This window comes from Kitasatospora sp. NPDC088391 (assembly GCF_044753345.1).
In the GTDB taxonomy this organism is placed as follows: Bacteria; Actinomycetota; Actinomycetes; order Streptomycetales; family Streptomycetaceae; genus Kitasatospora.
The window spans coordinates 489,968-502,338 of the sequence record NZ_JBIVNB010000003.1; the positions used below are offsets into that span (position 1 = coordinate 489,968).

At 74.9% G+C, this 12,371-nt stretch carries 12 protein-coding genes; 6 read left to right on the top strand and 6 right to left on the bottom strand.

Translation table 11 applies throughout. The features are described from left to right. Window positions 1–67 precede the first annotated feature (67 nt). The 3 genes from ACIQBJ_RS10850 to ACIQBJ_RS10860 form a co-directional block, all read right to left on the bottom strand. Entirely contained in the window at window positions 68–1,312 is a 1,245-nt protein-coding gene (locus tag ACIQBJ_RS10850; RefSeq protein WP_400707031.1) for an RNA polymerase sigma factor, read from the bottom strand. Then, complete coding sequence (locus ACIQBJ_RS10855; protein ID WP_400707034.1) at window positions 1,309–1,662, bottom strand: YciI family protein; 354 nt, start codon at window positions 1,660–1,662, stop codon at window positions 1,309–1,311. Before ACIQBJ_RS10855 ends, ACIQBJ_RS10850 begins: the two co-directional genes overlap by 4 nt. Before the next feature lie 685 nt (window positions 1,663–2,347). Beyond that, a complete protein-coding gene (locus ACIQBJ_RS10860) occupies window positions 2,348–3,151 on the bottom strand; it encodes a GNAT family N-acetyltransferase (RefSeq protein WP_400707037.1) in 804 nt (267 codons plus the stop codon). Window positions 3,152–3,246: 95 nt separating this feature from the next. On the opposite strand from ACIQBJ_RS10860, the gene ACIQBJ_RS10865 reads away from it, so the two are divergent. From ACIQBJ_RS10865 to ACIQBJ_RS10885, 5 genes are all read left to right on the top strand, one after another. Then, window positions 3,247–3,714: a MerR family transcriptional regulator gene (locus tag ACIQBJ_RS10865; protein WP_400707040.1), complete on the top strand. Its 468-nt coding sequence runs from the start codon at window positions 3,247–3,249 to the stop codon at window positions 3,712–3,714. Between the two features lie 20 nt (window positions 3,715–3,734). Continuing rightward, window positions 3,735–4,073: a thioredoxin gene (gene trxA, locus ACIQBJ_RS10870; protein ID WP_400707043.1), complete on the top strand. Its 339-nt coding sequence runs from the start codon at window positions 3,735–3,737 to the stop codon at window positions 4,071–4,073. 101 nt (window positions 4,074–4,174) lie between these two features. Further along, window positions 4,175–5,218 carry a hypothetical protein gene (locus ACIQBJ_RS10875; RefSeq protein WP_400707046.1) on the top strand — a complete coding sequence of 348 codons (1,044 nt, stop codon included), beginning with the start codon at window positions 4,175–4,177 and terminating at the stop codon, window positions 5,216–5,218. A 54-nt stretch (window positions 5,219–5,272) separates the two neighbouring features. Continuing rightward, on the top strand, window positions 5,273–5,695 hold the full coding sequence (locus ACIQBJ_RS10880; RefSeq protein WP_400707049.1) for a MarR family winged helix-turn-helix transcriptional regulator: 423 nt from the start codon (window positions 5,273–5,275) through the stop codon (window positions 5,693–5,695). Window positions 5,696–5,797: 102 nt separating this feature from the next. After that, the gene (locus ACIQBJ_RS10885; RefSeq protein WP_400707052.1) at window positions 5,798–6,601 is read left to right on the top strand and encodes a MerR family transcriptional regulator; all 804 of its coding nucleotides are present in this window, start codon (window positions 5,798–5,800) and stop codon (window positions 6,599–6,601) included. 7 nt (window positions 6,602–6,608) lie between these two features. On the opposite strand, the gene ACIQBJ_RS10890 is transcribed toward ACIQBJ_RS10885, so the two are convergent. From ACIQBJ_RS10890 to ACIQBJ_RS10900, 3 genes are all read right to left on the bottom strand, one after another. Then, window positions 6,609–7,625 (bottom strand): helix-turn-helix domain-containing protein, encoded by a 1,017-nt coding sequence (locus ACIQBJ_RS10890; protein WP_400707055.1) that lies wholly within the window; start codon window positions 7,623–7,625, stop codon window positions 6,609–6,611. 385 nt (window positions 7,626–8,010) lie between these two features. Further along, window positions 8,011–9,501, bottom strand: coding sequence for an aminopeptidase P family protein (locus ACIQBJ_RS10895; RefSeq protein WP_400707059.1), 1,491 nt, complete (start codon window positions 9,499–9,501; stop codon window positions 8,011–8,013). Between the two features lie 183 nt (window positions 9,502–9,684). After that, complete coding sequence (locus ACIQBJ_RS10900; RefSeq protein ID WP_400707062.1) at window positions 9,685–11,112, bottom strand: PP2C family protein-serine/threonine phosphatase; 1,428 nt, start codon at window positions 11,110–11,112, stop codon at window positions 9,685–9,687. Window positions 11,113–11,506: 394 nt separating this feature from the next. Between ACIQBJ_RS10900 and ACIQBJ_RS10905 the strand changes: the two genes are divergently transcribed. After that, window positions 11,507–12,169 (top strand): bifunctional DNA primase/polymerase, encoded by a 663-nt coding sequence (locus tag ACIQBJ_RS10905; protein WP_400707065.1) that lies wholly within the window; start codon window positions 11,507–11,509, stop codon window positions 12,167–12,169. The last annotated feature ends 202 nt before the right edge of the window (window positions 12,170–12,371 follow it).

Sequence of the window (12,371 nt, forward strand, 5' to 3'; positions counted from 1 at the left end):
CGGCGGTGCTCCACGTCGTACGGCGCGGTCGACGCCGCAGCGGCCGCCACCACCGGCTGACACCGGGTCAGGACAGCTCCCGGGCCCGCCCCGCCAGGTGGCGGCGCTCCGGCAGGCTCGGCGCCAGCGCCGCCGCCCGGCCGAACGCCTCCGCCGCCGCCACCCGCTCGCCGTCCCGGGCCAGCAGCTCCGCCCGGACCGCGTGGAACCGGTGATGACGCGCCAACTCCGGCTCCAACAGGTCGAGTTCACGCAGAGCCGGACCGGCGCCGCGGACCTCCGCCAACGCCACCACCCGGCCCAGCGCCGGCATCGGACCCGGCGCCACCCGCAGCAGCAGGTCGTACAGCGCCAGCACCTGCGGCCAGTCCGTCTCCGCCACCCCCGGCGCCTCGTCGTGCAGCGCCGCGATCGCCGCCTGCAACTGGTACGGACCCACCCGGCCGGCCGGCAGCGCCCGCTCCACCAGCGCCACCCCCTCCGCCACCATCGCCGCGTCCCAGCGCGAACGGTCCTGCTCCGGCAACGGCACCAGCTCCCCGTCCGGACCGGTCCGGGCCGGCCGCCGGGCGTCCGTCAGCAGCATCAGCGCCAGCAGCCCCATCACCTCCGCGTCCCGCGGCAGCAGCCGGTGCAGCAGCCGGGCCAGCCGGATCGCCTCCGCCGACAGCCGCACCGAGGTCAGCTCCCCGCCCGCCGTCGCCGTGTACCCCTCGTTGAACACCAGGTACAGCACCTGCAGCACCTCGCGCAGCCGCCCGTCCGCGTCCGCCGCCGCCGGCAGCGCGAACGGCAGCCCCGACGAGCGGATCGTCAGCTTCGCCCGGCTGATCCGCTGCGCCATCGTCGCCTCCGGCACCAGGAACGCCGCCGCGATCTGCGCCGTGCTCAGACCGCCCACCGCGCGCAGCGTCAGCGCGATCCGGCTCGGCGCCGTCAACGCCGGGTGGCAGCACAGGAACAGCAGCGCCAGCGAGTCGTCCCGGTCCCCCTCCGGACCCGCGTCCGCCGCCCGGCCCAGCAGCTCCGACTGCGGCGTCCCCAGGAACAGCCGCTCCTCGCGCTCCCGCCGCGCCCGGTCCGCCCGCACCAGGTCCACCAGCCGCCGCGAGGCCACCGTCACCAGCCAGCCCCGCGGATTCCCCGGCCGCCCCTGCGCCGGCCACTGCTGCGCCGCCGCCAGCAGCGCCTCCTGCACCGCGTCCTCGCAGGCGTCGAACGCCCCGCCGTGGCACCGCAGCAACGCCGCCAGGACCTGCGGCGCCAGCTCGCGCAACAGGTCCTGGTCGGCGACGGGGAGCCCCCCGCTCACTTGGCCTCGTGCAGGATCGGCCACAACTCCACCGGCTCGCGGTCCGCCCACGGCATGTCCGCCGCGATCTCCAGCGCCCGCTCCTCGTCCGCGCAGTCCAGCAGGTAGAAGCTGGCCATGTACTCCTTGGTCTCCAGGTACGGCCCGTCGCTCACCACGGGCAGCCCCTCCTCCCGCCGCACCAGCCGGCTCACCGCCGCGTCCCCCAGCCCGTACGCGCCGATCAGCTCACCGCTCTCCTGGTACCGCCGGTTGAACGCGTCCTGCCGCGCGATCGCCTCCGGCCACTCCTCGGCCGACAGCGACGCCCACTTCTCCTGGTTGCCGTACGTCATCAGGAGGTACTTCACGAGGACCACTTCCTTCATCGCGCCGTGTCATGTGCTTGCGTCCAGTGGTCGGAGCCGCCCGGGCCGCCCTCTACACGCCGCCGAAGAATTCTCGAAAAAACTTTCCGCCCCCACATCCCCGCATCCCCGCCCGCCCCGGCCGTGCGCAGCGCACTTCTCCCCGCCCTTCCGGGTCGCGCAGCGTGTGCGCCTGCGGCACCGGGGGTGTTCCGCTTCTTGGCCCGGGCTCCTTTCGGCCGCGCGCAATGCCTTTCCCTCGCCCTTCCGGGGCGCGCGGCGTGTTCGCCTGCGGCACCCGGGGGTGCTTCGCCCCATGGCCCGCGTTCCTTTCGGCTGCGCGCAGCGCCTTTCCCCGTTCCTCCGGGTTGTGCAGGGCACCGGGGGTGTTCCGCCCCTCGGCCCGGGCTCCTTACGGTTCTTCCCCTGGCCCTTCCCGGTCGCGCGGCGTGTGCGCCTGCGGCACCCGGGGTGTGCTTCGCCTCTTGCCCGCGCCCCTCTCCGGGCCGCGCGCAGCGCCTTTCCCTCGCCCTTCCCGGTGGCGCGGTGTCTTCGCCTGCGGCACCCGGGGGTGTTTCGTCCCTCGGCCCGCGCCCCTCTCCGGCCGCGCGCAGCGCACTTCTCCCCGCCCCCCTCCCGGCCGCGCGCAGCGCCCCCGCGGGCTGCGCGGCGTGGCCGGGGGCGGGGGTCAGGCGGTGGGCGGGGTCCAGATGTACGGGGTGGTGGTCGTGACGGGGTGCATGCCGAGGCGGCGCAGGATGGGGGTGCTGTCGGGGGAGGCGTCGACCTGGAGGTGGGTGATGCCGTGGTCGAGGGCCCAGCGGGCGCGGTGGGCGACGAGGGCGCGGTAGATGCCGCGGCCGCGCCAGGCGGCGAGCGTGGAGCCGCCCCAGAGGCCGCCGAAGGTGGAGCCCGGGGTGCGGGTGAGCCACGCGGCGGAGACCACGTCGGGGTCGGTGGGCACGTCGGTCTCGGCGACCAGGACGAGGAAGTCGTCGCTGCCGGTGGCCCGGGTGGTGAGGTCCTCGGCGAGCCAGCTCCAGTCCTCGTCCCAGACCTCGGTCTCCATCGCGGCGATCCGCCGCATGTCCGCGGGCGAGGTGGTGCGCCGGATGACGACGCCCTCGGGGGAGCGGGTGGGGGTGGCGAGTTCGGCGGCCAGACCGATCAGGACGGTCTCCGGCTCCTCGGCGGTGAATCCGGCCGCGAGCAGCCGCTCGGGCAGGTCGGCGGGGAGGTCGTGGCCGCGGGTCTTCCACTCGAAGGACTCGCCGCGGGCGCCGAAGAAGGCGCACTGACGGGCGATCAGCCGGTTGAGGGCGTCGCCGTCGAGGCCGAGGTCGGCGGTGGGGGAGGTGACGAAGCCGCGGAAGCCGCCGTGGCTGCGCAGCAGCGGGCCGTCGGTGTCGTGGGTCTCGCCGTCGCCGGCGCGGCCGAGGCCGCGCATGTTCGCGTCGTAGGCCGCCAGCAGGGCGGTGGTCTGTTCGGTCATCGGACGAGGGTAACGATCTTGGCGGGGGTCGTGCCGGGGTTTCACCGTCCGGAGGGCTGGCCTTGACGCCGGGGTGAAGGTCTACCGTCGTGGGCATGCGGATCGGCGAGCTGGCACAGCGGGCGGGGACCACCACGCGGGCGCTGCGGTACTACGAGTCGCGGGGGCTGTTGCCCGCGCGGCGCGGCGGGAACGGGTACCGGGCGTACGACGAGGAGGACCTGCGGCTGCTGCGGCAGATCCGGATGCTGCAGGACTTCGGGTTCGAGCTGGAGGAGACCCGGCCGTTCGTGGAGTGCCTGCGGGCCGGGCACCCGGCGGGCGACTCCTGCCCGGCCTCGTTGGAGGTGTACCGGGCGAAGCTGGCCGAACTGGACGCCATGGCGGCCCGGTTGGGCGAGGTCCGGGACCAGGTGGCGGCGCAGCTGGCGCAGGCCGAGGCGGCGCGCGACGCGCTGGCCGCGGTGGACGCGGAGCCGCGCTGCGAGCTGGCCCGCCCGCCGCAGCCGGAGCCGCAGCCGCAGCCGGTGCCGCAGCCGGTGCCGCGACCGACATCGGAGTGACGAGCGAGAGGGAGGACGCCATGGGTGGCGTGCGGAGCGTGACGGACCGGGACTTCGCGGGCGAGGTGCTGGCGGCGGAGGGACCGGTGCTGGTGAAGTTCACCGCCGACTGGTGCCCGCCGTGCCGGATGATCGCGCCGGTGCTGGCGGAGCTGGCGGTGGAGCAGGAGGGCCGGCTGAAGATCGTCTCGCTGGACGTGGACGCGAACCCGGAGACGCAGGCCGCGTACGGGGTGCTGTCGATGCCGACGCTGATGGTGTTCAAGGACGGCGAGCCGGTGCGTTCGCTGGTGGGGGCGCGGGCGAAGGCGCGGCTGCTGCGGGAGCTGGACGACCTGCTGCAGGACGGTCGGCAGTAGCGAGAGGTGTGTCACAGGGCGGGGGAACGCTGGAGCCGAAGGGCCATTGAGTTGTAAAGTGCAACCGAAAGATAGTTGTACTTGCCAACCATGGAGTTGTGATGCCCTCGCCGTCCGCGGTCTCCCGCCCCGCCCTGCGGCACGTCCTCACCCACCTGGTCACACCGCTGCTGATGTGCCTCGGCATGGGGATCGCCTACCTCGCCGCCTTCCACGCCCCGGCCCCGCACCACCTGAAGGTCGCCGTGGTCGGGGCGGCCCCGCAGGGCCAGGTGCTCGCGCAGACCCTGAAGGACCGGGCCGGGGACGGTCTGGACGTCACCACCCTGCCCGACGCCGACACCGCCCGGCAGCGGCTGCTCGACCGCGACCTGGTCGCCGCCTACCTGCCCGACGCCGGCACCCCGACCCTGCTGGTCGCCACCGCGGGCTCGGAGACCTCGGCCACCGCCGCCGAGAAGGTCTTCACCCAGGTCGCCGCGCACCAGGGCCGGCCGCTCGCCGTCCGGGAACTGACCCCGCTGCCGGCCGGCGACCCCACCGGTCAGGGCCTGTTCTTCCTGCTGGTGGCGCTCAGCATCGGCTCCTACGGCTCGGTCGCGGTGCTCGGCGCGGCCGGTGCCGCCCTCCCGATGCGGGTCCGCGCGCTGCTCGGCCTCGGCGTCGCGCTGCTGGTCGGCCTGATCGGCACGGCGCTCGCCGGACCGGTGTTCCACCTGGTGGAGCACGGCCTGCCCGCCGTCTGGGCGATGTCCTGCCTGTACGCGGCGGGCATTGTCGCGATCGGCACCGCCCTGCACGCCTTCCTCGGCCGCTGGACCACCCTCACCATGATGGCGCTGTTCGTGATGCTGAACTTCACCAGCTCCGGCGGCGTCTTCGAACCCGCCCTGCAGAACGGCTTCTTCGGCTCGCTGCACGCTTTCTGGAACGGCGCGGGCTTCCTGGAGGGCGTCCGCGACCACGTGTACTTCGGCGGCCGGGCCGGGTTCGGCGGCCACCTCGCCACCCTGTTCGCCTGGCTGGCGGCCGGCGTCGTCCTGCTGCTGCTCGCCGCCCGGCACGAACGCCGCCGGACCGCGGCCGCCGCCCCCGTGCCGGAACTTGCCGAGGAGGAGGAGATCGAGGAGGCGGTCGGCGTCTGAGGGCGGCTGCCCCTACCGTGGTCGGCAACACCGCACGACGAAGGAGCCACCGCCATGCCCGACCGCGACGCCGCGCTGGACACCATCCAGCGGGAGCTCACCGCGTTCGCCCGCCGGGCCCGCCACAAGGCAGCCCAGCTGCACCCCGAGCTCTCGCTGGTCACCTACAGCATGCTCGACCTGGTGAAGGAGCGCGGCTCCTGCCGGGCCGCCGACCTGGCCTCGCACTTCATGCTCGACAAGTCCACCGTCAGCCGGCAGGTCGGCGCGCTGGAGAAGCTCGGCCTGCTCGGCCGCGAGGCCGACCCCGACGACCAGCGCGGCCAACTGCTGCGGCTCACCGACGCGGGCGAGCAGCTGCTCGCCGAGGCGTACGAGCAGCGCCGACGGGCCTTCACCGACCGCTTCACCTCCTGGGGCGACGAGGACCTGTCCCGGTTCGCCGCCTACCTGATCCGCTACGGCGAGTCCGAGTGACCGGCGGGCCCCGCCGGTGCCGGGGAGAGTCCGCTTGACCCTCACGCCGCGTGAGGCCGCAGGCTGGTGCCCACAGCGAACGGCGGGAAGGAGGAGGACGCGATGGACGAGGACACCGGGTACACGGTGGGCCGGCTGGCCCGGATCGCCGGCGTCACGGTGCGCACCCTGCACCACTACGACGGCATCGGGCTGCTGTCGCCCACCGGCCGCACCCCGGCCGGGTACCGGCGCTACAGCGAGGCCGAACTGGACCGGCTGCAGCAGATCCTGTTCTACCGCGAACTCGGCTTCCCGCTGGAGGAGATCGCGGCGATCCTGGACGACCGCTCGGTCGGCCCGACCGAGCACCTGCGCCGGCAGCGCGAGCTGATCGGCGACCGGATCCGGAAGTTGGAGGGCCTCGCCGCGGCGGTCGAGAGAGCGATGGAGGCAAGGACGTTGGGCATTCAGCTGACCCCGGAGGAGAAGTTCGAGGTGTTCGGCAAGGACTACCAGGAGGACTGGGAGGACGAGGCCGAGCAGCGCTGGGGCGAGACCGGCGCCTGGAAGCAGTCCCAGGCCAGGACGGCCCGCTACACCAAGGCGGACTGGGAGCGGATCAAGGCCGAGGCCGACGGCATCAACGACGCCCTGGTGGCGGCGTTCACCGCCGGCTCCGCGCCGGACAGCGAGCAGGCGATGGCGATCGCCGAGCGGCACCGCGCGCACATCGGCCTGCACTTCTACGACTGCGCCCCGCAGATGCACCGCTGCCTCGGCGACATGTACGTCGCCGACCCGCGGTTCACCGAGACGTACGAGAAGCTCGCCCCGGGCCTCGCCCCGTGGCTGCGGGACGCCGTCCACGCCAACGCCGACCGCCTGGAGCGCGAGGCGAACTCCGGAATCCCGCAGGAGGGTTGACGGAGCGTCAGGCCGCCCGGCCGAAGGTCCGCCGGTAGGCGGTCGGCGAGGTGCGCATGGTGCGGCCGAAGTGGTGCCGGAAGGTCGCCGCGGACTCGAATCCGACGGCCGCGGCGATCTCCTCCACACTGCCCTCCGGCGACTCCAGCAGCGGCAGGCTGGCCGCGATCCGCTGGATCGCCACCCAGCGCATCGGGCTGACCCCGTTGCGGGCGGTGAAGTGCCGCAGGTACGAGCGGTCGGACATGCCGGCCGCCCGGGCCAGCAGCTGCACGGTGAGCGGGCGGGCCAGCTGCTCCAGCGCCCAGCGCATCGACCGGGCCACCCCGTCCTCCGGCTCGTCCACCGGCCGAACCGCCGCCTCGATGAACTGGGCCTGCCCGCCGTCCCGGTGCGGCGGCACCACGAAGCGGCGGGCGACGGTGTTGGCGACCTTCGCGCCGTGGTCCTGCCGGACCAGGTGCAGGCAGAGGTCGATGCCGGCGGCGCTGCCCGCGCTGGTCAGCACCTGGCCGTTGTCGACGTACAGCACGTCCGGGTCGACCCGGACCTCCGGGTGCCGGCGGCGCAGCAGCTCCGCGTACCGCCAGTGGGTGGTGGCGGGCAGGCCGTCCAGCAGCCCGGCGGCGGCCAGCGCGAAGGCGCCCGAGCAGATCGAGACCAGTCGGGCGCCGCGGGAGTGCGCGGTGCGCAGCGCGGCGACCAGCGCGGGCGGGACGTCGCCGTACGGGTCGGGCACCCCGGCCACCACCACGGTGTCGGCGGCGGCCAGTTCCTCCAGGCCGTGCCGGGGCGTCAGCGAGAAGCCGCCGACCGCCTCCAGCGGGTGGCCGGGGCGCTCCGCGCACACCCGGACGTCGTACCAGGGGGCGGCCAGCAGCCCGGCGAGTTCGGGCCGGGCGAGGGCGAACACCTCGACCACGACGCCGAGTTCGAACGGCGCCATGCCGGCGAAGGCGTACACCGCGACGGTGTGCACGGGCGCCGGACGCCTGCCGATGACGACGGGCACGGGCTGGGCCATGGCGCTGCTCCAGGGGCGGCCGGGGGCGGTTCGCCGCGAGTGTAGTGCCTCGGCCCGCGGGGACGGCCCGGGCGGCACCCGGACGGGGTCCGGACGGACGGATGCGCACGGACCGGGCCGGAGGCTGACCGGACGGGGGCGGAAAACCTTTGGAATCGGGTGACAACCTCCCGGGAGGATGGGGGTGTCGCCACGTCGAGGGCCGACCGTCCGTCCATCACACCCAGCGCTGCGGAGCGTCGAATGTCCATGCCCACCCGTGCCCGTTTCGAGAAGAATGTCCGCGTCCCGGCCGCCCGTTCGGGCTGGGGGCGCCGCCACTGAACGCACCGGGCCCCCGCCGGCAGGCCGGACGGGGGCTCGGTGCGGAGCGGCGGACGGACCGTCAGGAGGTCAGCGAGGCCATCCAGGTCTCGACCTCGTCGGCCTGCCGGGGCAGGCCCGCGGAGAGGTTCTCGTGGCCGTCGGCGGTGACCAGGATGTCGTCCTCGATCCGGACGCCGATGCCCCGGTACTCCTCCGGCACCGTCAGGTCGTCGGCCTGGAAGTACAGGCCGGGCTCGACGGTCAGCACCATGCCGGGCTCCAGCACCGCGTCCACGTAGTCCTCGCGGCGGGCGTGCGCGCAGTCGTGCACGTCGAGGCCGAGCATGTGGCCGGTGCCGTGCAGGGTCCAGCGGCGCTGCAGGCCCAGCTCCAGGACCTTCTCCAGGTCGTAGACCGAGTCGTCGATCAGGCCCCACTCCAGCAGGCGCGCGGCCAGCACCCGCTGGGCAGCCTTGTGGAAGTCCAGGTACTGGTTGCCCGGCCGGACCGCGGCGATGCCGGCCTCCTGGGCGTCGTACACGGCCTGGTAGATCTTGCGCTGCAGCGGGGTGAAGCGGCCGTTGATCGGCAGCGTGCGGGTCACGTCCGCGGTGTACAGGGTGTGCGTCTCCACGCCCGCGTCCAGCAGCAGCAGCTCGCCCGGGCGGACGTCGCCGTCGTTGCGGACCCAGTGCAGGGTGGTGGCGTGCGGGCCGGCCGCGGCGATCGAGCCGTAGCCGACGTCGTTGCCCTCGACCCGGGCGCGGCGCCAGAAGGTGCCCTCGATCCAGCGCTCCGAGGTGGCGACGGCCCGGTCCAGCTCGCGCACCACGTCGGTGAAGCCGAGCACGGTGGCGTCGCAGGCGGCGCGCAGCTCGCCGATCTCCCACTCGTCCTTGACCAGGCGCAGCCCGGACAGGAAGACCTTCAGCTCCTCGTCCTTCTCCGCGTCCAGCTGCTCGGCCAGCGCGGCCTCCAGGCCGGCGTCGTAGCCGCGCACCAGGCGGGTCGGGACGGTGGTCGCGGCCAGCTCCTCGGCGGCGGTGCGGACGTCGCGCACCGGCAGGCCGTACAGCTGCTCGGACTCGGTGAGCGAGTGCCGGCGGCCGACCCACAGCTCGCCCTGGCCGCTCAGCCAGAACTCGCCGTTCTCCCGGTCCGAGCGCGGCAGCAGGTACAGCGCGAAGTCGTGGCCGCCCTCGACCGGCTCGCCGACCAGGATCGCGTCCTCGGTCCGGTTGCCCGTCAGGTGCACGTACTCGCTGGCGGCGCGGAAGGCGTACTCGGTGTCGTTGGCGCGGGTCCGCAGGTTGCCCGCGGGGACGACCAGCCGCTCGCCCGGGAACGCGGCGGACAGCCGGGCGCGCCGCGCGGCGGCGTACGGGGCCTGCACGTCCGGCTCCAGGCCGTGCAGCTCGGTGTCGGCCCAGCCGGAGCGCATGGACGCCTCGAGTTCCTCGGAGATGCCGCCGTACACGCCGTTCTTGCGGCCCTTGGGCTTCTCCTCCTCCTCGCCCTCGACGGAACCCTCGGGGTTCTCGGACACCGCGGGGCTGCGGTCCTCGGTCACTACGTCGCCTCCTTGCGCGTGCTACCGCCCGCCCGTCCCCGGGGCGCGGGGCGTGCGGGCGGATGTCGCCCCCATGGTACGTAGGGCCGTTCGGGTGGAGAAAGGGTGTTCGCTCCGCTGTCCGCCGCGCCGCCCGTCCTGCTGTCCGCCCCCGGCGGCGGGCGGTCGGGGCCCCGCGGGCGGCTACTCGAAGCGGGCCGCCAGCAGCACCAGGTCGTCCTCGCCGGGGCCCTCGCCGCCGGCCTGCTCCAGCAGGTGCGCGCAGAGCCGCTCCGGGTCCAGCCGGACGTCCCGGGGGGCGTCGGCGGCGACCCGGCGCAGCGCGCTCTGCCCGGCGTGCAGGGTCGGCGCGAACCGGCGGGCCAGGCCCTCGGTGTACAGCACCAGCACGTCGCCGCGCTCCGCGGTCAGCTCCACCCCCGGCGCCTCCCAGCAGCTGAGCATGCCCAGCGGCGCGGACAGCGAGGTCTCGACGAAGTTCGCCCCGTACCCGGTCAGCAGCACCGGCGGGCAGTTCGCCGCGCCCGCCAACGCGATCCGCCGCTCCGCCGGGTCCACGCAGGCGTAGACGGCGGTGGCGGACCGGGTCGGCTCGGTGGTCTTCAGCAGCAGCTCCAGGTCGCCGAGCACCGACACCGGGTCCTCGCCCTCCAGCACCGCGTAGGCGCGCAGCGCCGCCCGGACCCGGCCCATCGCGGCCGCCGCGCCCGCGCCCGCGCCCGGCCCGGCGCTCGGGCCGCCGCCGAGCACGCTGCCCACGGTCAGGCCCAGCGTGTCGTCCGGCAGCGCGATCGCGTCGTACCAGTCGCTGCCGGCGGCGTGCTCCAGCGCGGCCGGGACGCAGCGGGCCGCGACCTTCAGCCCGGCCAGGGACGGCAGGTGGTCGGGCAGCAGCGAGCGGCGCAGCGTCTCGGTGGCCCGCAGCGCCCGGTCGGCCTCCAGCTGGCGGGCCAGCAGCGGCGCGGCGAACTCGCAGTAGCGGCGCACCAGGTGCTCGCGGCGCCCGTCGGGGCGGCCCGGCTCGTCGTAGAACCAGACGGCGGCGCCCAGCGCGCCGTCCCGCTCGGTGCCCAGCGGCAGCGCGTAGCAGGCGCCCAGGCCCAGCTGGGCGGCGACCTCGCGGAACCGGGCGCCCACCGCCGGGTCGCCGGCCAGGTCGGCGATCAGCAGCCGGCCGTCGGCGCCCGCGCTCAGCAGCCCGGCGAACGGGCCGTGCTCGACCGGCACGGTCTCCAGCGCGCCGAGCATCGCCCGGTCCAGGCCGAGCCCGACCGGGCGGCCCAGCGTGCGGGCCGGGCCGGGCCGCAGGGTGACCACCAGGCCGCGGCGGGCGCCCAGCAGCGCGGCGCCCGAGTCGAGCAGCGCGTCCAGCGTGCCGGACAGCCCGTCGGCCCGGGCCAGCAGCTCCAGGTGCTCCTGCAGGCTGGTGAAATCGGACAGCCATCCGGCCAAACGGTCCTGCAGGTCGGCCGTCGGCACCTCGCCCAGCTCCGGCAGCAGCACCCGGTCGGCCGCCGTCACCTCGGCCGCCAGCACTTCGGCCGCCAGCACCTCGGAGGTCAGCACCTCGGACGCCGTCACCTCGGACGTCAGCGGCTGGATGTCGGTCATGTCGCAACTCCCCACAATCCGGAACGTGTCACGCAGGACCCCCGAGACCGACCGAAACGATGTCTTTACTCACTACTCGGCATGATTCCCCCACTTGTACACAGGCCGATCGGGGCATGTCCAGAAGTGCGGCGGCCGAACGTGCCAGGGATCGTATGCGCAGGCCGCCGGGGTGCCACCCGGGGCGGCCCGCACTCACTCGTACGGTGGAACCGGGGCCCGCGGGGCCGCGTCCATCCGGACGTATGGGGGATTCTCGTTCCAATGGCGGGCAGTCGGAACGCACCGCGGCCGCCCGCGCCGACCGGTCCGCCCGCCGGGCCGCACCGGTCACGCCGGTCACGCCGGTCATGCCGAGCACGCCGACCCCGCACGCGGAAAGGAACGAGCCGCCATGCGCCCACCCCGCCGAGAGCCGCTGTCCGAGCGGGTGGTCCAGTGGCTGCCGGGCCGCCGGTCCCGGTCGCTGGCACTCACCGCCGCCCTGCAGGCCGCCGTCGGCTTCGGCTGGCCGGTCGTGCCGGGCGCCCGGCCGCTGCGCGGCGCGTCCGGGCCCTGCTCCTGCGCCGACCGGGCCTGCGCGACGCCCGGCGCGCACCCGTGCGACCCGCCGCTGGAGGCGGCCACCACCGATCCGCGGATGGTGCGCTGGTGGTGGGAGCACCGGGCGCCGGGCGCGCCCGTGCTGGCCGCGACCGGCGGGGCCCTGGGCGCGGTGAGCCTGCCCCGCCCCGCCGGACCCTGGCTGCTGCGGCACCTGGACGAGATCGGCGTCCCCTACGGGCCGGTGCTCGGCACCCCGGGCCGGTTCGTGCTGCTGACCGCCCCCTACACGCTGCCGGAGCTCGGCGGGCTGCTGGCCGAACGGCCCTGGGTGCCCGGCGTGCTGCGCTACCACGGGCCGGGCGGCTACCTGGTGCTGCCGCCCTCGCGGACGGGCGCGGGCCCGGTGCACTGGGTGTCCCGCCCCGGCCCGGGGCGGCCCTGGCTGCCGGAGGTCGGGACGCTGCTCGGCGGGATGATCACCGCCAGCGCGGTGCTGCTCCCGCGGCGCTGACCAGGGATTTGATGATGCTCCGTCAGGAGCCGGGTACGGTACGGCCCGGAACGAGAAATGTCCGACCGCTGGCGACGGGGGATGCACCAGCGGTCGGACTGTTCAAACAGTAACAAAGATCCGGCTCCGCGCCAATTTGTCCACGCCGAAAGGCCCTTGGGAAGTCCCGGGCGGCCCCGGAGAATCCCGACGGCGCGGCGGA